We start from the raw sequence: 18,397 nt of genomic DNA, 5'->3' as shown, positions 1-18,397 counted from the left end.
ATGAAGCGCCTGGTGATCGCGGTCGCGGTCCTGGCGCTGGCGGGGTGCGGCGGAGAGGCGATCGTGCCGGAGGGCCAAGGGGCTCACGGGCACGGCGCGTCTTCCGCCGCACCACCCGTTCCGGGTGCCAGCGCGAGGTTCAACGACGCGGACGTGATGTTCGTGCAGATGATGGTGGACCACCTGCAGCTCGGCATCAGCCTTTCGCAGGTGGGCCTGGCGAAGGCGACCAAACCGGAGGCGAAGGACCTCGCGAGCGCGATCGACGTGACCCAGCGCGAGGAACTCACGATGCTCAAGTCGTGGCTGAAGCTCTGGGACAAGCCGGAAGGCGACGGTGCCAACCTGCACGCCGCCCACGGTGGTCAGCCGCTGCTCGACGACAAGGTCATCAACGAGACCAAGGACAAGAGCGGAGCGGAGTTCGACCTCAACTTCCTCAACCTGATGGCCGGGCATCAAGGTGCCGCGGTGGAGATGGCCCTCACCGAGAAGAAGGACGGCATGAACCCGGAGACCACGGCCTACGCGGAACGGGTGATGACCACTCGGCAGGGCCAGGTCGCGCAGATGCTGAAGGTCCTCGGCGGGTAGCAGGACTCAACGGCCGCGCGTCAGCTCGCTGAGCGCGGCCTCGACCTGTTCCTTCGCCGCCTTGTGCATCCACCCGAACCCGAGTTCCCGCTGCGCTGTCAGCAGCAACTCCTCGGCCAGCGCCGGATCGCCCCGGCGCTGGGCGATCTTGGCGAGCCCGGCGTTCGCGAGCGCCCGCGTGGCGGACAGGCCCGCCTGCGTCGCCATCGCCAGCGCCTGGTGGTAGTCGCGTTCGGCCTGGGCCTCGTCGATGTCGAGCAACCGGTCGGCCCGGCGTCCCCGCAGCTCGGCGAGTTCCTCCTGCGCGCCCAGTTCGGCGACGGCGCGCAGTGCCTGGTCCGTCAGCGCGAGAGCCTCGGCAGGGTCCTCGGTCAACGTGGCCAGCACGTCCAGGACCTGGGCCGAGCCCCAGCGTTCGCCCAGTTCCTGGAACAGCCGCAACGCCTCGCGGGACTGCCGGATCGCCAGCGGGCGGTCGCCGCGCACGGTCCAGCCGGTGTAGGAGTTGCTGAAGCCGATCAGGCCCTTGATCCAGGGGTCTTCGCTGCTCTCGATCTCGTCCTGCAACGCGGTGCGCGGCGCGGACGGGTCGGGCGGGCCGGCGAGCATCGCCCACGCGATGAGCACGAACGGCTGCCTGATCGGGCCGCGCAACTCGACGAACTTCTCCTGCACGCGTTCCGGATCGGCCAGTGCCAGCAGGATCGCGTATTCCTCTGTGGACTGTTCGGGCACCCGCGCCAGCAACTTCTTGGCCGCGCCTCGGACCTCGGTGCGACTGCCCTTCACGTACCAGTACCAGGCCAGGTCGGTGACGAGCCGCAACGCCTGCTCCGGCGCGAACGAGGTGGTCCATTCCAGGGCCTGCATCAGGTTCGCGTGCTCGGCCGTGAGCCGGGTGAACCACCGCACCTGATCCCGTTGGCGCAGCTCGGGATCCGCGCGGCGGGCCAGTTCCTGGAAGTACGCGGCGTGCTCGGCGTCGACGCGCCTGTGCTGCGAGCAGAACTCGCGGATGGTCTCCAGCATCCGGTACCGGCCGTCGGTCGCCTCCACCAACGACTTGTCCACCAACGCGTCCAGCACCTCGATGTCGTGCCGGCAGACCTCCTCGACTGCCTCGAGGGTCGCCCCGCCGCTGAACGTGGCCAGGCACGCGGCCAGGTCGCGTTCGTGCTGCGACAGCAGGTCCCAGGACCACTCGACGACCGCGCGCAGGGTCTGGTGGCGGGGTGCGGCGGCGCGGTTTCCCTTGGTGAGCAGGCGGAAGCGGTCGTTCAGACGGTCGGAGATCTCCTCGGTGGTCAGCGTGCGGGTGCGTGCCGCCGCCAGTTCGATCGCCAGCGGCAGGCCGTCCAGTTCCCGGCAGATGTCGATGGTGTGCTGATCGCGCACGAACGCGGGGTTGACCAGGCGGGCGCGGTCGGCGAACAGCGCCACGCTCTGCTCGGGGTCCAGCGGCGGCACCGGGCACAGCGTCTCGCCGGTGATGCCGAGCGCCTCCCTGCTGGTGGCGAGGATGCGCAACGACGGGCACGTGCTGAGCAGGTGCCCGGCCAGCTGGGCGGCCTGCACGATCACGTGCTCGCAGTTGTCCAGGATCAGCAACGTGTCGCGTTCGCGCAGGGCCAGCGTCAGGCGCTCTTCGGGCTCCAGCACGGTCTCCTTGAGTCCCAACGCCTGCAGGGCCGCCGCCGCGACGTCCTTGACCGGCGCCAGGTCCACGAAGATCGCGCCGGGACCGGCGGCCTGCAGCGCGAGCCTGGTCTTGCCAGCGCCGCCGGGACCGGTGAGGGTGATGAGACGGGACGAGAGCGCGGCGATCCGCGCGAGTTCCTCCTGCCTGCCAACGAAGTTGGTGAGCTGGGCCGGCAGTTCGCGGTGGGTCTGGCCGCGCAGGACCTGCAGGTGCACTGCGCGCAGTTCGGGGGACGGGTCGGTGCCCAGTTCGTCGGCCAGCACGGCGCGCGCGTCCTCGAACGCCTGCAACGCCTCGGCCTGGCGGCCCTGCTGGTTCAGCGCCTGCATCAGGTAGCCGCGCAGGCGTTCGTCCAACGGGTTCTGCCGCACCAGGTCCTGGATCTCCTGAACGTCCGCCTTGCCGAGCCGGATCCGTGCGGCGATCAGCGAACCCGAGGCGGCGGAGCGTTGCTCTTCCAGGCGGGTCGCGTGGTCCGCCAACGGAACGTCGGCGAGCGCCGGACCCCGCCAGAGCTGAAGTGCTTCGGACAAAAGGGATTCCGCCACCGGCGAGTCGCCCTGCTCCAACGCCTGCCGGCCCTCTGCCGCCAGCGCGACGAATCGGTGCGCGTCGACCTGGGAGGCGGGCAGCGCCAGGCGATATCCGGCCGGGTGGAACTCGATCAGCGCCGTGTCCCCGAGAGCCCGGCGCAGGCGCGAGACCTGGCCCTGCAAGGCATTCGCGGCGTCGGATGGCGGTTCGGAGCCGTAGAGCTCGTCCACCAACCGGTCGAGCGGGACGATTTCCCCCACCCGGATCGCGAGCAGCGCCAGCAGGGTGCGCGGCCGTGGGCCACCCACCGCGATCTTGCCGTCGGGAGAGTGCGCTTCAACTGGCCCGAGGATGCCGATGTGCACGGTGTCAGCGTACGAAGCGTCCGGGACTCGTACCCAGCACACGGCGAAAGTGGCGTGTGAGGTGCGACTGGTCGTGGAACCCGGCCAGCACCGCCACCTCCGCCGCCGGCCTTCCCTCGACCAGAAAACCGCGGGCGAGATCCACCCGGCGCCCGGTCAGGTAGCGGTGCGGCGGCAGCCCGAACCGGCGGCTGAACGCCCGCACCAGGTGGGTCGGGCTCGTCTGCAACTCCCGCGCGGCCTCGTTCAGGGTCATCCCGTCCGGCAGCGAGGCGTCCAGCAGTTGCCGCAACCGGTCGGCGAGCGTCGGATCCGCGTGCACGACGGGCGCGGTGCCGGCGAAGTGGTGCGTGAGGCGTTCGGTGATCAACGCGAGCCTGCTCGCCGCCTCGAACGGCTCGTCCAGCGTGAGGTGCAGCTGGTGGATGCGTTGCCGCAGCAGCGGATCGGGCAGCATCGGTGTGTCGACGGCCTTGCCGATCAGATCGGACGGCAGCACCGAGTCGTCCAGGTACAGCACGCGCTTGTGGAACCCGGTCGGGTGCGCGGAGCGGCCGTCGTGCGGCACGTGCGGCGGCAACAGTGTGACGCCGTCCACGAGCGCGCCGTGCTCGTGACGGTCCAGTTCGTACCGCACGGCGCCGGTGTCGAGCACCATCAGCGTCCACGCGTCGTGCGTGTGCGCGGGGTAGACGTGCGTTGTGAAGGAGGCGTGGAAGACCTCCTTGATGCCTTCCACGTCCGGCTTCCAAGCCGTGACGCTCATGTCAGAAACGTACAAGACCGCACACGCGGGTGCCCGCGATCGTGGAGTCCATGTTCGACACCAAGATCGCTGTGCTGCTGCGGGACGACCTGGCCGGCTGGCAGGCGCTGAACGTCACCGCGTTCCTCGTCAGCGCGCTGCCTGCGGAACTCAGGGGCGAGCCCTACGTCGATGCCGACGACGTGCACTACCTGCCGATGTTCGGCCAGCCCGTCGTGGTCCTCCAGGGGGACCAGGACCTGCTGAAGAGGGCCCACGAACGCGCACTCAACCGCAGTCAGCCGATGAGCATCTTCACCGTGGACCTCTTCTCCACCGGCAACGACGAGGACAACCGCGCGGCCGTGCGCAAGGTGCACACCCAGGACCTCGACCTGGTCGGCATCGCGGTGCACGGCCAGAAGAACGCCGTGGACAAGATCTTCAAGGGCGCCCGGATGCACCCCTGAGGAAACCGCGTTCTAATTCTGAGCGTGATCAAGCTGCTCCGGATGGCCGTGTTCCTGCTGGTGCTTTCGGCAGAGGTGTACCTCGTCGTGACGCTGGGGGAGAAGTTCCAGGTGGCCGACCACCTCAGCTACTTCACCGTGCTGTCGAACGTCATCGCGGCCGTGGTGGCGTTGCTGGGTGTGTTCCAGCCGGTGTCGGCGCAGCTCAGGGGTGCCGCCGTGCTCTACATGGCCACCACGGGCATCGTGTACTGGTTGCTGCTGCAAGGCATTGACGTGCAGACACCCGCCTACGCGAACTGGGTGCTGCACACCGTCGTGCCGATCCTCGTGGTCGTGGAGTGGCTGCTCGCGCCCGAGAAGACCAGGCGCTGGTGGATCTGGCTGTCGTTCCCGCTCGCCTACCTGGTGTACACGCTGGTCAGGGGCCCGATCGTCGGCTGGTACCCCTACCCGTTCATGGATCCGCGGCGGAACGGTTACGGCGAAGTGCTCCTGACCTGCGTGTTCGTCGCGGTGGTCTTCGGGGTGCTGGCCTTCGCGGTCTCCTGGGCCGGGAACAAATTGGCCCAGAAACGTGGCCTCTCGTTGGCCCGCGACTAGGGCCAATAGCCGCCCTACCGTCTAGGACATGACCAAGCGGCTCGCCTACGCACAGCTCACGAACTCCATCGGGGACGGCGGCTTCCTCGTCGTCTCGGCGCTCTACTTCACGCAGATCGTCGGCCTGAGCGCGGCGAGGGTCGGCCTCGCGCTGACCCTCGCGTGGGGCGTCGGAGCCGTCGCCGGCGTCGCGCTGGGACATGTCGCCGACCGCCTGGGCCCGCGCACCACCGCCGTCGTGCTGGCGTCCGCCACCGCCGCCAGCATCGCGATCCTGCTCCTCACCCGAAACTTCGCCGCGTTCGTGCTGGTCATGTGCCTGTACGCGAGCTTCCAGAGCGGCCTGCAGGCGTCCAGGCAGGCACTCCTCGCTGGCCTCACCACCCCGGAGGAACGCACCCGAGCACGTGCGCGGATCCAGTCGACGGCCAACGCGGGCATCGCGATCGGTGCGGCGGCGGGCGGGTTCGCGCTGCACCTGGGCACCGAGGCCGCGTACACGGCCGTGTTCGTGCTCGACGTGGTCGCGTTCCTCATCGCGGCCATCGTCCTGAGCACGCTGCCGGAGACCGTGATGACCAGGGCGAAGGGCAAGTTCGACGTCCTCAAGGACCGTCCGTACGCGCTGATCACGCTGATCAACGCCGTGATGCTGCTCTACATGCCGCTGCTGAGCCTGATCATCCCGCTGTGGATCGTGCAGCGGACCGAGGCGCCGACCTGGCTCGCGGCCGGGTTGCTGATCCTCAACACCGCGGCGGTCGTGCTGTTCCAGGTCCGGATCGCCCGGCGCGCCACCGGCCTCACCGAGGCCTCGAATCTCGTGAAGCACTCCGGGCTGATCATGTTCGCGTCCTGCGCGGTCTTCGCCACCACGGCGTTCAGCGTCGGCGCCTGGCCGGTGGCGGCACTGCTGATCGCGGCCGCCGCACTGCAGGTGCTCGGCGAGATGATGCTCGCCTCCGGCGCGTGGGAGATCAGCTTCGCCCTCGCGCCCGCCGACCGGCAGGGCCAGTACCAGGGCTTCTTCGCGACCGGAACGGCTGTCGCGCGCATGGTCGGCCCCGCCCTGCTCACCACCGTCGTGCTCGGCTGGGGAGCACTCGGGTGGCTCGCGGTCGGCGGGCTGTTCGTCGTGGCGGGTTACGCGATGGGACCGGCGGTGCGCTGGGCCCGGGAGAAGAACTCCACGAGTTCCGGCGCCATGACCGACGACTTGTACATGTGCGTCTGACCGGGCAGCGTCCGGTACTCCGTGTCCGCCCCGAGCACTTCCGAGACGTTCTTCATGGCGTTGCGGAGGTACTCGGGGCTCTTGCCGCCGTCCATCGCGAGGGTCGGCACCTTCACCGTCCAGCGGTCGGTCGGCAGTTTTGAGCCGCGGCCGTCGTCGCCGAGGATCGTCAGGTCCCACGGCAGCGTGTGCGCGACGAGCTTGAGCTTCTTCCACACCGGGGTGAGCTTCATGATCGCGACACCGAAGCCGGGCGTGCCGACCATCTTCATGAACGCCGAGAGCATGCCGGAGCGGTCGTCGCGGGCCAGCATGTCGTTCATCTGCCGCACGATGTCCGCGGGCCGCGGCTTGTACGTGTCGTCCACGACGAACGGCGCCTCGTAGATCGCGAGCCGCGAGATGCCCGGCAGCCGTGACGCCGCTTCGAGGGCCAGCACCGCGCCAGACGAGACGCCGAAGACGAACGCGCTGCCGCCGGCCTCCCTGATCACGGCGTCGATGTCCTCGACCTCGCGCTCCACCGACCACGGCGTCGCGCCGTCACCGGTCTCGCCGCGGCCGCGCCGGTCGTAGGTGTAGACCGTGAAGTTCTTGTCCAGCACCGACGCGAGCTCGGTGGTCGGGCCGAACATGCGGTGGCACATCGCGCCGTCCACGATGATCAGCGCGGGTCCGGAGCCGGTGATCGAGTAGGCGACCTCGGTGCCGTCGGCGGAAGTCGTGAAGCGCGTCATTTCTGCTCTCCCAAGGTGGTGTCGAGGAAGTCCTGCCAGTCCTGTTCGGACTCGTCGCCCTCGAAGACGTTGTGTGCGGCGATGACCGGGCCGAAGAACCCGCGCATGAACCGGTACATGCCCTTGTCGGTGCGCAGCGCGAGAGTGTGGGCGTTGCGGTGGAACTCGACGGCGTCCGGGAGCTTCTCGGCCAGAGCCTCGTCGAGCTTCTTCCAGGCCCCGTCCCAGTCCGTGATCATCGGCCCGAAGACCGTGAGCGGACGGGCCGTGCGGCCGGGGAAGTGCGTCAGGTACTCGAGCAGCGTGCGCCGGAACAGTGCTCCGCCCAGCGTCATCGCCTCGAACTCGTCGGCCCAGTCGTCGCCGGGCAGGAAGCCGCTCGTCACCATCCGCAGCACGGTGCTGCCGTGCTCGCGGCCTTCGACGAGGAACTCGTAGGCGACGAACCGGCCGTCGGGCGCCTTGCCGCTGTCGTACGCGAAGTGCCGCCCCGGTTCGGCCGCGGTGACCGCGCTCGTCGGCTCGTACCCGCCGAAGGCCATCTTGACCTGGCCGTTCGCGACCTCGTTGCGACCCATGAACCACGAGTCGATGCCCGGCCCCGTCGCGATGGCCGTCCAGACGTCCTCGACTGACGCCGGCACCTCTAGATCGTCGGTGCTCGTGAACTCGTGGCCCATCGGTTCTCCCTGTCCTGGTTCGTGGATGGTCTCATCCTGCTCCCGACGATTCTCTTCGTCAAGACAGTGAGACTCGTCTTGACAAAAAATATTGTCGGTGGTTCCGTTCTCGCCACACCGAACCTCTGGAGGAACCCATGTCCCGCATCGCCTGTGGCGTCGTCGCCGGTCCGCTCTACCTCGTCGCCGGGTACGCCCAGGCGTTCACCCGCGAGGGCTTCGACCTCTCGCGGCACCCGTTCAGCATGCTCAGCCTCGGCTCGCTGGGCTGGATCCAGATCGCGAACTTCATCGTCAGCGGCGCGTTGTTCCTGGTCGCGGCCACGGGCATGGCGAAGCACACGAAATGGGGAGCGCGGCTGATCGGCCTGATGGGGGCGGGGATGATCCTCGGCGGGGTGTTCGTCGCCGATCCGGCCATGGGCTTCCCCGCCGGAGCGCCGGACGGGCCACCGGCCTCGTTGTCCTGGCACGGCGCCCTGCACGCGGTCGCGTTCGGGCTCGCGATGATCGGTTGGATCGGGGCGTGCCTCGTGTTCGCGCGTAGGCTCGGTGGATGGCTGGCGGTGATGAGCGGCCTGACGGGCGTGCTCCTGGTGGTGCCGATGGCGTTCCTGGGCAACCCCGGCGGGACGGTGCTGCTCTACGTGGTCGCGACGATCGGCTGGGTCTGGACCTCGCTCGTGTCCCTGAGGCTGAACCGGCCTGCCTTCTCGAGCTGATCTGCCCGGAGTGCGGGCGCGTCACCACCGACGAGTACGCGCCCGGCTGCGCCGCCTGTCAGACCAGCTGATGGGCGTGCATCTTGCTGATGTCGTAGGAGACTCCGCAGAACGTGCACTGCAACCCGTACCTGCTGCTGATGGTGAACAGCGGGATGAAGAAGATCGTCGGCTTCGTGTAGCGCCGGAACAGGTTGTGCGCCGACTGCTGGTGGCAGTGCCCGCACACCAGCGACAGCATGCGCAGCTGCTCGATCGTCGTGCGCCAGCCGAAAATGACCATCTGCTCTCCTCGTCCCGGATGTCCTTTTGACGTGTGAGAGCCCCTCTGAGTTGCAGTGGGCCCGCGGAATTCAGAAGGTGGACAGGTGGACACCCTGCTGCGGCCCTGGACCCCAGAAGACGCGCCGATCATCCTGGCCGCGTCCGGCGAACCGATGATGGACCGTCAGTTCACCGCCCTGATCGACTCGTTGCCCGCCGCCGAGGAGTGGATCGCGCTGCTCACCTCCCGCCGGACCGACGACACCGCGTACTCGTTCGCCGTGCTGCACGAGGGCGTGCCGGTGGGCAACGTCGCCGTGTCGAGCGTCGAGCGCCGTCACCTGACCGGGTGGGTCTCCTACTGGATGCGGGAGGAGGCGCGGGGCAAGGGACTGGCGACCAGGGCGTGCCGCGCGGTCAGCGAGTTCGCCTTCTCCGAACTCGGTCTGTTCCGGCTGGAGATCGCGCACCGCCTGGACAACCCCGCTTCCTGCCGCGTCGCGACGGGCGCCGGCTACGCGGTGGAAGGCGTCGAACGGGCCCGGCTGCTCTACGACGGCATTCGCTACGACACCGAGACGCACGCACGGCTCGCCACGGACTGAGGTTCACGCCGCGCCCCGGCGGGGTAGCCGGGAGTGCATGAGCGGACTGCAGGACGAACTGCTGCGGACGTTGGTCAAGGTCGCCAACGCCTTGCGCAGCGCGGAGATCCCCTTTGCGCTGACAGGCGGTTGCGCGGGATACGCGCGCGGAGGGCCGGCGAGCGAACACGACGTCGATCTCCTCGTGCGCCCGGAGGACGCCGCGGAAGCCGTGCGCGTGCTGGTGAAGCGCGGGCTGCGCGCCGCGGAGCCGCCGGAGGACTGGCTGCTCAAGGTCTACGACGGTGATTCGTTGGTGGACCTGCTCTTCCGGCCGAACGAACGCCTGGTCACCGACGAGATCCTCGCGATGGCCGAGGAGATGCCGGTCGGGTCGGTGATGCTGCCGGTCATGCCGGCGACGTTCGTGCTGAGCAGCAAGCTGCTCGTGCTGGACGGGCATCGCTGCGACTTCAGCGAGCTGCTGCCGTTCGCCCGCGCGCTGCGGGAGCAGATCGACTGGGAGCAGGTTCGCGAGGAGACCGAGGAATCTCCTTACGCCGAAGCGTTCCTCATGCTCATCGAACGCCTGGACATCATCGGGAGAGACCATGAGTTCCGAGCAGTACCTGGCAGCAAATCTGCGTAGGGCGGTGGCCGAGGACCCGCGCACCGCCGAACTCGGCGTGCGCGTCACCGTGCGCGGTGATCACGTGATGCTCTCCGGAGACGTGGCGTGCGCGGACCGCCGTGCGGCGCTGGAGGAGGTCCTGCACGAGGCCGCCCCCGAACTGACGATCTTCAACGACGTGCGCGTGACACCTGCGGGCGAACCGGAGGGTGAGGAGGACCTGCGATGATCCGAGTCGCCGCCGTCGGGGACATCCACCTCGGCGAGGACATGCGCGGGCATCTCAGGCCGGCGCTCGAGAAGGTCGGCGAGCACGCCGACGTCCTGCTGCTGGCCGGTGACCTGACCCGGCACGGCACGGTCGTCGAGGCCGCCGTCGTCGCGGACGAGTTCGCGGACCTGCCGGTGCCCGTCGTCGCGGTGCTGGGCAACCACGACCACCACGACGACAAGCCGCTCGAAGTCACCAAGACGTTGCAGGACAAGGGCATCCACGTGCTGGAGGGCACGACGTTCACCCACCGGGCGAACGGCTGCTCGATCGGCATCGCGGGTGTGAAGGGGTTCGGCGGCGGGTTCGCCGGCAAGTGCGGCAGCGCGTTCGGCGAGCGCGAGATGAAGGCCTTCATCCAGCACACCTGCGAGATCGCGGAGAACCTGGAGGGCGCACTGTCCGAACTGGACACCGACATCAAGGTCGCGTTGACGCACTACGCGCCGGTGCCGGACACGTTGCGCGGCGAACCGCCGGAGATCTACCCGTTCCTCGGCTCGTACCTGCTCGGCGAGGCCATCGACGCCACCGGCACGGATCTCGCCGTGCACGGCCATGCGCACTTCGGCACCGAGCAGGGCATGACGCCGGGCGGCGTGCGGGTGCGCAACGTCGCGCAGCCGATCATCCGCTCCGCCTACACGGTGTACGTGCTGGAAGGGACTTCTTCATGACCGTCGGGGACTTCATCGTCCAACGCCTGCGCGACTGGGGTGTCAAACAGGTGTTCGCCTATCCCGGCGACGGCATCAACGGGATCGTGGCCGCGTTCGGCAAGGCGGACAACGATCCGAAGTTCATCCAGACCCGGCACGAGGAGATGGCCGCGTTCGCTGCCGTGGGCTTCGCGAAGTTCAGCGGTGACGTGGGTGTCTGCCTCGCGACTTCCGGACCCGGCGCGATCCACCTGCTCAACGGCCTGTACGACGCGAAGCTCGACCACGTGCCGGTCGTCGCGATCGTCGGCCAGACCGCCCGCACCGCGCAGGGCGGCAGCTACCAGCAGGAAGTCGACCTGCACTCGTTGTTCCGCGACGTCGCCTCGTTCCTGGTCGACGTGACGGTGCCCGAGCAACTGCCCAACGCGCTGGACCGGGCGATGCGCACGGCCGCCGCCGATCGCGCGCCCGCCGTGCTGATCATCCCGAACGACGTGCAGGAGCAGGACTACGCCGCGCCCAAGCACGAGTTCAAGTACATCCCGTCGAGCCCGCCGTCCCGTCCCGCGTCGACCGTCGTGCCCGCCGAGGACGAGGTGCGACGCGCTGCCGACGTGCTTAACAGCGGCGAGAAGGTCGCGATCCTGATCGGGCAAGGTGCTCGCGGAGCGTCCGACGAGGTGCGCGCGACCGCCGAGGTGCTGGGTGCGGGCATCGCGAAGGCGTTGCTGGGCAAGGACGTGCTGCCCGACGACCTGCCGTACGTGACCGGATCGATCGGGCTGCTCGGCACCCGGCCGTCGTACGAGATGATGCGCGACTGCGACCGGTTGCTGATCATCGGATCGAACTTCCCGTACTCCCAGTTCCTGCCGAAGTTCGGTGCCGCCAGGGGCGTGCAGATCGACGTCGACGGCCGCGTGATCGGCATGCGCTACCCGACCGAGGTCAACCTCGTCGGCGACGCGGGAGCGACGTTGCGCGCGCTGATCCCGTTGCTGGAGCGCAAGGACGACCGCTCGTGGCGGGAGACGATCGAGGCGAACGTCGAGCGCTGGTGGGAGGTCGTGGAACGGCAGGCGCAGGTGCCGGCCGATCCCGTCAACCCGATGCGGATCGTCTCCGAGCTCTCGAAACGCCTGCCGCACAACGCGGTCGTCACCGCGGACTCCGGTTCGGCGACGAACTGGTACGCGCGGCTGCTCAAGATCCGGGGCAACGTGCGGTCGTCGCTGTCCGGCACGCTGGCCACGATGGGTTGCGCCGTCCCGTACGCGATCGGTGCCTCCTTCGCCCAGCCGAACCGGCCGTTGATCGCGTTGGTCGGCGACGGCGCGATGCAGATGAACGGCATGGCGGAGTTGCTGACGCTGAAGCGGTACGGCATCCGTTGCGTCGTCTGCGTGTTCCACAACAACGACCTCAACCAGGTCACGTGGGAGCTGCGCGCGATGGGCGGCGCGCCGAAGTTCGAGGAGTCGCAGACACTTCCGGACATCTCGTACGCCGCCTTCGCGCGGTCGATCGGCCTGCAGGGCATCGAGGTCAACGACCCGGCGCAGCTCAGCACGGCGTGGGAGACGGCGCTGGCGTTCGACGGCTCGACCGTGCTCGACGTGCGCTGCGACCCGAACGTGCCGCCGATCCCGCCGCACGCGACGTTCGAACAGCTCAAGGACATGACCGAGGCCGTGCTGCGCGGCGACCCCGACGCGTGGGACCTGATGACGCGCGGGCTCAAGACCAAGATCCAGGAGTTGCTGCCGTGATCACGGGCTATTTCCTTTCCTCGGAAGAACACGGACCGCGTGAGCTGGTCCGGAACGCTCGAATGGCGCAGGAGCACGGCTTCGAGTCGTTGTGGATCTCGGACCACTTCCACCCGTGGAACGACGAACAGGGCCAGTCGCCGTTCGTCTGGGGCACGATCGGCGCGTTGTCCGAGGCCGTCACCCTGCCGATCACCACGGCCGTGACCTGCCCGATCGTCCGCATCCACCCGGCCGTCATCGCGCAGGCCGCCGCCACCGCGGCGGTGCAGACCGAGGGCAGGTTCGTGCTCGGCGTCGGCAGCGGCGAGGCGCTGAACGAACACGTGCTGGGCGACCGCTGGCCGTCCGCCGACGTGCGGCTCGAGATGCTGGAGGAGGCGATCGGCCTCATCCGCACGCTGCACCAGGGCGACGAGGTCACCCACCACGGCAAGCACTACACCGTCGAGAACGCCCGCCTCTACACCGTGCCCGAACGGCCGGTGCCGATCTACGTCTCCGCGTTCGGCCCCAAGGCGGTCCGGCTCGCGGCGCGCTGCGGCGACGGCTACGTGTGCGTCGGCCCGGCCGGTGACCTGGTGCAGGAGTACCGCGTCGAGGGCGGGCGCGGACCGGCGCAGAGCGGGATGAAGGTCTGCTACGCCGAGTCCGAGGAGGACGCGGTCGCCACCGCGCACCGGTTGTGGCCCAACGACGGCCTGCCCGGCGAACTGGCCCAGGTGCTGCCGACGCCGCGGCACTTCGAGCAGGCTTCCCAGCTGGTGACGCCCGAGATGATCGCGAAGGCGATCCCGTGCGGCCCGGACCCCGAGAAGTACGCGGAGAAGGTCAGGGAATTCGCCGAGGCCGGGTTCGACGAGGTCTACGTGCAGCAGATCGGGCCGAACCAGCAGGAGTTCTTCGAGTTCTGGGCGAAGGAAGTCGTGCCGCTGCTCGACGTGTGACCGGCTAGGCTGGCGGCATGACCGACCGAAAGGGCCATGCCGCCTAGGCGCCCCGTCCGCGAGCAGCGGACCAGTCAGATCTCCCGGTTGTCTCCCGCCGCCCTGCGCGCGATCGCGGTGATCGAGCGCACGCACCTGAGACCTGGCCAGACCGCCGAAGCCCTAACCGGCTGGGCGCGGTTCGTGCACGGACCGGCCCGTGCCATCACCGGCTACGAGCCCGACGACTGCCCCTGCCCTGGTTGCGAGTGGGACGATCCCGTCGCCCGACGTACGGCGCTGGCGACGGTCCTGCGCGCATTGCCGGCCAAACCGGCTCGTGAGTTGCGCGCACTCGTCCGGCCGCTCGACGAGCTCTACCTGGCCCGTTCGCTCCCCGTCCCCGAACACGCCCACATCCGTGCGTTGCTCAACACGTGAAAGCGCGGCGGGACAAGGATGTCCCGCCGCGCTCCAAGGCAGCGCGACCACCTTCTCGGGCCGTCGCCGCCGCCTTATACGAGGATCTCGCCGACCGTGCCGGCACCCACGGTCTTGCCGCCCTCGCGAATCGCGAAGCCCAGCCCGGTGTCCATCGCCACCGCCTTGCCCAGCTCCACCGTGACCTCGACGGTGTCACCTGGCAGGGCCAGCGTCCTGTCGAGCTCCACCACGCCGACGACGTCGCCGGTGCGGAAGTGGAACTGCGGGCGGTAGTTCGACGCGATGCCCGTGTGCCTGCCGCCCTCGGCGTGCGAGAGCAGGTACACGGTCGCGCGGAACCGGGTGTGCGGCGCGACGCTGCCCGGCAGGGCCAGGACCTGGCCGCGCCGGACGTCGCCGCGCTTCACCCCGCGCAGCAGGATCGCGGCGTTGTCTCCCGCCTGGGCCTGCTGCATGGGCTTGCCGAACGTCTCGATGCCGGTGGCCACGGACGACACGGCGTCGCCGAGACCGAGCACCTCGACCTGGTCGCCGAGGCCGAGCACGCCCCGCTCCACCGCGCCGGTCACGACGGTGCCGCGACCGGTGATGGTCAGGACGTTCTCGATCGGCATCAGGAACGGACCGGAGATGTCGCGCTCCGGCACCGGCACGTGCGAGTCCACGGCGTCGAGCAACGACACCACCGACTGCACCCACTCCGGGTCGCCCTGCAACGCGCGCAGGCCCGACACCCGCACGACCGGGGTGGCGTCGCCGTCAAAGCCGTACTGGGAGAGCAGGTCGCGGATCTCCAGCTCCACCAGGTCGAGCAGCTCCGGGTCGCTCACCGCGTCGGCCTTGTTCAACGCCACCACCACGTACGGCACGCCCACGCGGTGCGCCAGCACCACGTGCTCGCGCGTCTGCGGCATCGTGCCGTCCTCCGCGGACACCACGAGGATCGCGCCGTCCAGCTGCGCCGCCCCCGTGATCATGTTCTTCACGTAGTCGGCGTGGCCGGGCATGTCGACGTGCGCGTAGTGACGCGTCGGCGTCTCGTACTCGACGTGCGCGATGTTGATCGTGATGCCGCGGGCCAGCTCCTCCGGCGCCCGGTCGATCCGGTCGAACGCCGTGAAGGTCGTGCCCGAAGGGTCCTTTTCGGACAGAACCTTGGTGATGGCCGCGGTCAGCGTGGTCTTGCCGTGGTCAACGTGCCCCATGGTGCCGATGTTGAGGTGCGGCTTGGCGCGCACGAACTCTTGCTTCATTGCCCTATGTCCTCGGGAGTCACAGCTGGAGGTTCAGAACCGATGGACCGCTACAACCCTCCTCCAGTGGTCCTGAAGGATGGACTGGAGAAGGGTCAGAGTCGGGCGCCGGCCAGCTGTGCCAGGACAACGGCGAGCGCGTCCGCAGGAACACCTGCGTGCGTGTTGTGCTCAGCCGTCAGGAACATGCGTTGATCGTGACAGGCGGGCTAATTCGTTGTCACCTGGTTTTTCGCGACCCCGATCAACGCCCGCGCGGCCGGGCTGTGCGGACTCTCCGCGCGCCAGGCGAAGGCGAGCCGGCTGTGCGGCACGGGATTGGTGATCCGCACGGCGTGAAGGTCACCCACCATCGACTCCGCCAGGATCGCCGGACCGAGCCCGCGCTGCGCCAGCGTGATCACCATCGGCGGTGCGGAGGCCTCGAACGCGATCCGCGGCCGTCGTGAGCCGCACGCCGCGTCCAGCGCGCCGCGCAACCCCGTGCCCGGCGGCAGGCTGATCAGCCCGCGTTCCAGCAACTCGTCCATCGGCACGGACTCCCTGCCGTACCAGGGATCCGAGGTCGAGACCGCGGCGACGAGCGGTTCGTCGGCCAGCACCTGGACCGACAGCCCCTCCGGCTCCGGCCCCGCGTACCCGACGAGGGCGAAGTCCAGCTGACCGTCCACAAGGGACGCGATCAGCGCGTCGGAGTTGGCCTCCGACAACGTGATCTCGACAGCGGGGAACGACGAGTGGAACGCCGAGAGCAGTTCGGGCAGGTCCATGATCCCGCAGGACACGACCATCCCGACGCGCACGGCACCGCGCACCAGCCCGGCCATCTCCTCCACGGTCCGCCGCGCCGCCTCCACCGAGCCCAGCGCCGCCCGTGCCAACGGCAGCACGGCCGCACCGACGTCGGTCAGCGTGACGGAGCGCCCCGACCGGTCCAGCAGGTCGTGCCCGAGCTCCCGCTCCAGCCGCCGGATCTGCGCGCTGACGCCGGGCTGCGCGACGTGCACCCGTTCCGCGGCCCGCGTGAACGAGCCCGACTCCGCGACCGCGACGAAGTACTCCAGCTGCCGAAGCTCCATAACCAACGATTATAGACACCAGCACAACTAGATCTTGGACTTATAGCACCAGGTCAACGAAGCTGAAGACATGCAGATCTTCCATCCCGGAGACACCGGCTACGACGAGGAACGCAGCGGCTTCCAGACCGGGCTTCGCCACGAACCACAGGTGATCTTCGCCGTGGAGAACGAGCAGGACGTCGAGGAAGCCGTCGGCCACGCCGAGACCCACGGCCTCGAGTACGCGATCCAGACCACCGGTCACGGCCTGACCACGGCCACGACCGGCGTCCTGATCTCCACCAGGCGCATGAACGACGTCGAGATCGACGTCGGGACCCGCACCGCCAGGGCCGAAGCCGGCGCGGTGTGGCAGCAGGTGATCGAGAAGGCCGCGCCGCACGGTCTCGCCCCGCTCAGTGGCGACGCGAGCGACGTCGGTGTCGTCGGCTACACCCTCGGCGGCGGATTCAGCGTGCTGGCCAGGGAGTTCGGCTTCGCGAGCGACCGCGTCCGCAGGACCGGGAAGGTCGGCGACGTCGTCACCGCCCTGGAGTTCGAGCTACTGCCGATCGACCAGGTCCACGCGGGCGAGATGTTCTTCGAGGCACGGCACGCGCCCGAGGTGTTCGAGGCGTTCCACGGCTGGGACCTGCCGGACCACGTCACCCCCGCGCTCACCACCCTCGGCGACGTCGTGCGCGTCACCTTCGCGAGCACGAAACCGTTCGACGTCGGCCACCTGCGCGTCGCCCCCACGCTGAAGGAGGAGTTCAGCGCGAAGCCGTTCGCGCAGGCAGCCGGCAAACCGCTGCCGCCGCACACCTATCAGGGCGACAACGTCCTGCTGAGCGACCTGCCGTTGGAGGCACTGAACAACGCCAGGGAGGCCGCCGCGCGTTCCAGTGCCGAGATCTTCCTCGGCGTACTGCCGCTCGGGGGAGCCCTCAGGACCGAAGCCACCCACCTCGTCAAGCTCATCTCGCCCGAACTCGGCGTCGAGAAGCAGCACGAAGAGGTGTTCGACCAGCTGCGACCGTTCGTGGTCGGACGGTCGCGGAATTTCCGTTACGCCGTAGGCTGACCGGTATGACCAGTGTGGTTCTCGTGGAGGACCACGACATGGTGGCCGAGGCGATCGGACAGGCGCTGGAACGGGCCGGGTTCACCGTGATCGCCCGTGCGTCCAGCGTCGCCACGGCCCTCGCGGAAACCGTCCGCAGGAGGCCCGACGTCGTCCTCCTCGACCGCCGGCTGCCCGACGGCGACGGCACCGCGCTGATCCCGGACCTCGTCGGGGCCGGCGCCAAGGTGCTGGTGCTGACCGGCGAGGCGACGGCGTCGGTCGCCGCCCGCGTCGCCGAGGCCGGTGGGGCGGGGCTGATCCTCAAGTCGGCACGGCTGGAGGACCTGGTCGAGGCCGTCCGCAGGGTCGCGGCGGGCGAGGTCGTGTTCGACTCGCGGCTGCTCGCGGGGGTGCTCGACCGGCTGACCGGCCGGGTCAAGGCCGCCGGTGCCACGCTCACCGCACGCGAGCAGGAGACGTTGTTGCTGCTCGCGGACGGTGCGGGCACCGACCAGATCTCGACCAGGCTCGGCGTCGCCCGCAACACCGCGCGCAACCACGTGCAGCGCGTGCTCGACAAGCTCGGCGCGCGGTCGAAGCTCGAAGCGGTGTCGATCGCCCGCCGCGAGGGCCTGCTCGACTGATGCACCTGCACCAGAGCGCCTGATCCACCTGCGTCTGCCGAGATCAGCGCCGTTGGTGCACCGTGGTGGAGTGGCCATGAGTCCGCTCACCGAAGCCGTCTTCTCCCTCCCGGAGAACGACCGGCGCGGCGGCGTGGCACTGGCCAGGGACTTCGCCCGCCGCACCGCGCTCGTCTGCGGCTATCGCGGCAACCACGAGGACGTCGTGCTCGTCGTCAACGAACTCGCCACCAACGCCGTCCGCCACGGCAGCGGCCACCCCGTCGTGCGCCTGTTCGCCGGCGAGGACCAGGTGCTGGTCGAGGTCGCGGACGACGCTGCCGGCCTTGGACCGCGAGCCGGCGGCTGGGGCCTGCAACTCGTCGCGACACTCGGCGAGAGCTGGGGCGTCACCGAACGGGCAGGTCAGAAGGTCGTCTGGTGTGAGCTGACGGCGTAG

Annotated in this window: 22 protein-coding genes; 15 read left to right on the top strand and 7 right to left on the bottom strand. The window is 69.2% G+C overall.

Annotated elements, in window-relative coordinates; all coding sequences use genetic code 11:
- Window positions 1-594 (top strand): DUF305 domain-containing protein, encoded by a 594-nt coding sequence (locus ACH413_RS38395; protein ID WP_360043808.1) that lies wholly within the window; start codon window positions 1-3, stop codon window positions 592-594.
- A 6-nt stretch (window positions 595-600) separates the two neighbouring features.
- On the opposite strand, the gene ACH413_RS38390 is transcribed toward ACH413_RS38395, so the two are convergent.
- Both ACH413_RS38390 and ACH413_RS38385 read right to left on the bottom strand, forming a co-directional pair.
- Window positions 601-3,192, bottom strand: coding sequence for a BTAD domain-containing putative transcriptional regulator (locus ACH413_RS38390; protein ID WP_360043811.1), 2,592 nt, complete (start codon window positions 3,190-3,192; stop codon window positions 601-603).
- Between the two features lie 4 nt (window positions 3,193-3,196).
- A complete protein-coding gene (locus ACH413_RS38385) occupies window positions 3,197-3,958 on the bottom strand; it encodes an AraC family transcriptional regulator (protein ID WP_360043814.1) in 762 nt (253 codons plus the stop codon).
- Window positions 3,959-4,008: 50 nt separating this feature from the next.
- On the opposite strand from ACH413_RS38385, the gene ACH413_RS38380 reads away from it, so the two are divergent.
- Genes ACH413_RS38380 through ACH413_RS38370 form a run of 3 tightly spaced genes read left to right on the top strand, consistent with a single transcriptional unit; the run spans window position 4,009 to window position 6,244 of the window.
- Window positions 4,009-4,407, top strand: coding sequence for a DUF2000 domain-containing protein (locus ACH413_RS38380; RefSeq protein WP_360043817.1), 399 nt, complete (start codon window positions 4,009-4,011; stop codon window positions 4,405-4,407).
- A 24-nt stretch (window positions 4,408-4,431) separates the two neighbouring features.
- Complete coding sequence (locus ACH413_RS38375; protein WP_360043820.1) at window positions 4,432-5,010, top strand: Pr6Pr family membrane protein; 579 nt, start codon at window positions 4,432-4,434, stop codon at window positions 5,008-5,010.
- A gap of 28 nt (window positions 5,011-5,038) precedes the next feature.
- Window positions 5,039-6,244 carry an MFS transporter gene (locus ACH413_RS38370; RefSeq protein WP_360043823.1) on the top strand — a complete coding sequence of 402 codons (1,206 nt, stop codon included), beginning with the start codon at window positions 5,039-5,041 and terminating at the stop codon, window positions 6,242-6,244.
- Here the strand turns inward: ACH413_RS38370 and ACH413_RS38365 are convergent.
- Both ACH413_RS38365 and ACH413_RS38360 read right to left on the bottom strand, forming a co-directional pair.
- Window positions 6,154-6,981 (bottom strand): alpha/beta hydrolase, encoded by an 828-nt coding sequence (locus ACH413_RS38365; RefSeq protein WP_360043826.1) that lies wholly within the window; start codon window positions 6,979-6,981, stop codon window positions 6,154-6,156. The two genes, ACH413_RS38370 and ACH413_RS38365, sit on opposite strands and share 91 nt — an antisense overlap.
- A complete protein-coding gene (locus ACH413_RS38360; RefSeq protein ID WP_360043829.1) occupies window positions 6,978-7,661 on the bottom strand; it encodes an SRPBCC domain-containing protein in 684 nt (227 codons plus the stop codon). The genes ACH413_RS38365 and ACH413_RS38360 overlap by 4 nt, the downstream gene beginning before the upstream one ends.
- 137 nt (window positions 7,662-7,798) lie before the next feature.
- On the opposite strand from ACH413_RS38360, the gene ACH413_RS38355 reads away from it, so the two are divergent.
- A complete protein-coding gene (locus ACH413_RS38355; RefSeq protein ID WP_360043832.1) occupies window positions 7,799-8,383 on the top strand; it encodes a DUF998 domain-containing protein in 585 nt (194 codons plus the stop codon).
- 58 nt (window positions 8,384-8,441) lie between these two features.
- Here the strand turns inward: ACH413_RS38355 and ACH413_RS38350 are convergent, their stop codons facing one another.
- Window positions 8,442-8,666: a zinc-ribbon domain-containing protein gene (locus ACH413_RS38350; protein WP_360043835.1), complete on the bottom strand. Its 225-nt coding sequence runs from the start codon at window positions 8,664-8,666 to the stop codon at window positions 8,442-8,444.
- An 85-nt stretch (window positions 8,667-8,751) separates the two neighbouring features.
- Between ACH413_RS38350 and ACH413_RS38345 the strand changes: the two genes are divergently transcribed.
- Genes ACH413_RS38345 through ACH413_RS38315 form a run of 7 tightly spaced genes read left to right on the top strand, consistent with a single transcriptional unit; the run spans window position 8,752 to window position 13,931 of the window.
- Window positions 8,752-9,252 carry a GNAT family N-acetyltransferase gene (locus ACH413_RS38345; RefSeq protein WP_360043838.1) on the top strand — a complete coding sequence of 167 codons (501 nt, stop codon included), beginning with the start codon at window positions 8,752-8,754 and terminating at the stop codon, window positions 9,250-9,252.
- A 37-nt stretch (window positions 9,253-9,289) separates the two neighbouring features.
- Window positions 9,290-9,880 carry a nucleotidyltransferase family protein gene (locus ACH413_RS38340; protein WP_360043840.1) on the top strand — a complete coding sequence of 197 codons (591 nt, stop codon included), beginning with the start codon at window positions 9,290-9,292 and terminating at the stop codon, window positions 9,878-9,880.
- Entirely contained in the window at window positions 9,843-10,091 is a 249-nt protein-coding gene (locus ACH413_RS38335; protein ID WP_093592439.1) for a BON domain-containing protein, read from the top strand. Before ACH413_RS38340 ends, ACH413_RS38335 begins: the two co-directional genes overlap by 38 nt.
- The gene (locus tag ACH413_RS38330; RefSeq protein ID WP_360043843.1) at window positions 10,088-10,810 is read left to right on the top strand and encodes a metallophosphoesterase; all 723 of its coding nucleotides are present in this window, start codon (window positions 10,088-10,090) and stop codon (window positions 10,808-10,810) included. Before ACH413_RS38335 ends, ACH413_RS38330 begins: the two co-directional genes overlap by 4 nt.
- Entirely contained in the window at window positions 10,807-12,564 is a 1,758-nt protein-coding gene (locus tag ACH413_RS38325; RefSeq protein WP_360043846.1) for a thiamine pyrophosphate-requiring protein, read from the top strand. Before ACH413_RS38330 ends, ACH413_RS38325 begins: the two co-directional genes overlap by 4 nt.
- On the top strand, window positions 12,561-13,511 hold the full coding sequence (locus ACH413_RS38320) for a TIGR03557 family F420-dependent LLM class oxidoreductase (protein ID WP_360043849.1): 951 nt from the start codon (window positions 12,561-12,563) through the stop codon (window positions 13,509-13,511). Before ACH413_RS38325 ends, ACH413_RS38320 begins: the two co-directional genes overlap by 4 nt.
- Before the next feature lie 36 nt (window positions 13,512-13,547).
- Window positions 13,548-13,931 (top strand): hypothetical protein, encoded by a 384-nt coding sequence (locus tag ACH413_RS38315; protein WP_360043852.1) that lies wholly within the window; start codon window positions 13,548-13,550, stop codon window positions 13,929-13,931.
- Window positions 13,932-14,005: 74 nt separating this feature from the next.
- Here the strand turns inward: ACH413_RS38315 and tuf are convergent, their stop codons facing one another.
- Window positions 14,006-15,187: an elongation factor Tu gene (tuf, locus tag ACH413_RS38310; protein ID WP_360043855.1), complete on the bottom strand. Its 1,182-nt coding sequence runs from the start codon at window positions 15,185-15,187 to the stop codon at window positions 14,006-14,008.
- Window positions 15,188-15,396: 209 nt separating this feature from the next.
- A complete protein-coding gene (locus tag ACH413_RS38305; RefSeq protein ID WP_360043858.1) occupies window positions 15,397-16,266 on the bottom strand; it encodes a LysR substrate-binding domain-containing protein in 870 nt (289 codons plus the stop codon).
- A gap of 70 nt (window positions 16,267-16,336) precedes the next feature.
- Here ACH413_RS38305 and ACH413_RS38300 point away from each other — a divergent pair, with 70 nt between their 5' ends.
- From ACH413_RS38300 to ACH413_RS38290, 3 genes are all read left to right on the top strand, one after another.
- Entirely contained in the window at window positions 16,337-17,332 is a 996-nt protein-coding gene (locus tag ACH413_RS38300) for an FAD-dependent oxidoreductase (protein ID WP_360043861.1), read from the top strand.
- A 5-nt stretch (window positions 17,333-17,337) separates the two neighbouring features.
- A complete protein-coding gene (locus ACH413_RS38295) occupies window positions 17,338-17,958 on the top strand; it encodes a response regulator transcription factor (RefSeq protein ID WP_360043863.1) in 621 nt (206 codons plus the stop codon).
- Window positions 17,959-18,034: 76 nt separating this feature from the next.
- A complete protein-coding gene (locus ACH413_RS38290; protein WP_360043866.1) occupies window positions 18,035-18,397 on the top strand; it encodes an ATP-binding protein in 363 nt (120 codons plus the stop codon).

The organism is Lentzea sp. NPDC020367, from assembly GCF_044387305.1.
Lineage (GTDB): Bacteria > Actinomycetota > Actinomycetes > Mycobacteriales > Pseudonocardiaceae > Lentzea.
The sequence above is the reverse complement of the archived record's forward strand: the minus strand, read 5'-3'. Positions and strand labels throughout refer to the sequence as shown.

Excerpts from the sequence above, each read along its gene's own strand:
- ACH413_RS38395 (WP_360043808.1), top strand. The coding sequence starts at position 1 with ATGAAGCGCCTGGTGATCGCGGTCGCGGTCCTGGCGCTGGCGGGGTGC.
- ACH413_RS38385 (WP_360043814.1), bottom strand. The coding sequence starts at position 3,958 with ATGAGCGTCACGGCTTGGAAGCCGGACGTGGAAGGCATCAAGGAGGTC.
- ACH413_RS38380 (WP_360043817.1), top strand. The coding sequence starts at position 4,009 with ATGTTCGACACCAAGATCGCTGTGCTGCTGCGGGACGACCTGGCCGGC.
- ACH413_RS38370 (WP_360043823.1), top strand. The coding sequence starts at position 5,039 with ATGACCAAGCGGCTCGCCTACGCACAGCTCACGAACTCCATCGGGGAC.
- ACH413_RS38365 (WP_360043826.1), bottom strand. The coding sequence starts at position 6,981 with ATGACGCGCTTCACGACTTCCGCCGACGGCACCGAGGTCGCCTACTCG.
- ACH413_RS38360 (WP_360043829.1), bottom strand. The coding sequence starts at position 7,661 with ATGGGCCACGAGTTCACGAGCACCGACGATCTAGAGGTGCCGGCGTCA.
- ACH413_RS38355 (WP_360043832.1), top strand. The coding sequence starts at position 7,799 with ATGTCCCGCATCGCCTGTGGCGTCGTCGCCGGTCCGCTCTACCTCGTC.
- ACH413_RS38350 (WP_360043835.1), bottom strand. The coding sequence starts at position 8,666 with ATGGTCATTTTCGGCTGGCGCACGACGATCGAGCAGCTGCGCATGCTG.
- ACH413_RS38340 (WP_360043840.1), top strand. The coding sequence starts at position 9,290 with ATGAGCGGACTGCAGGACGAACTGCTGCGGACGTTGGTCAAGGTCGCC.
- ACH413_RS38335 (WP_093592439.1), top strand. The coding sequence starts at position 9,843 with ATGAGTTCCGAGCAGTACCTGGCAGCAAATCTGCGTAGGGCGGTGGCC.
- ACH413_RS38330 (WP_360043843.1), top strand. The coding sequence starts at position 10,088 with ATGATCCGAGTCGCCGCCGTCGGGGACATCCACCTCGGCGAGGACATG.
- ACH413_RS38325 (WP_360043846.1), top strand. The coding sequence starts at position 10,807 with ATGACCGTCGGGGACTTCATCGTCCAACGCCTGCGCGACTGGGGTGTC.
- ACH413_RS38315 (WP_360043852.1), top strand. The coding sequence starts at position 13,548 with ATGCCGCCTAGGCGCCCCGTCCGCGAGCAGCGGACCAGTCAGATCTCC.
- tuf (WP_360043855.1), bottom strand. The coding sequence starts at position 15,187 with ATGAAGCAAGAGTTCGTGCGCGCCAAGCCGCACCTCAACATCGGCACC.
- ACH413_RS38305 (WP_360043858.1), bottom strand. The coding sequence starts at position 16,266 with ATGGAGCTTCGGCAGCTGGAGTACTTCGTCGCGGTCGCGGAGTCGGGC.
- ACH413_RS38300 (WP_360043861.1), top strand. The coding sequence starts at position 16,337 with ATGCAGATCTTCCATCCCGGAGACACCGGCTACGACGAGGAACGCAGC.
- ACH413_RS38295 (WP_360043863.1), top strand. The coding sequence starts at position 17,338 with ATGACCAGTGTGGTTCTCGTGGAGGACCACGACATGGTGGCCGAGGCG.
- ACH413_RS38290 (WP_360043866.1), top strand. The coding sequence starts at position 18,035 with ATGAGTCCGCTCACCGAAGCCGTCTTCTCCCTCCCGGAGAACGACCGG.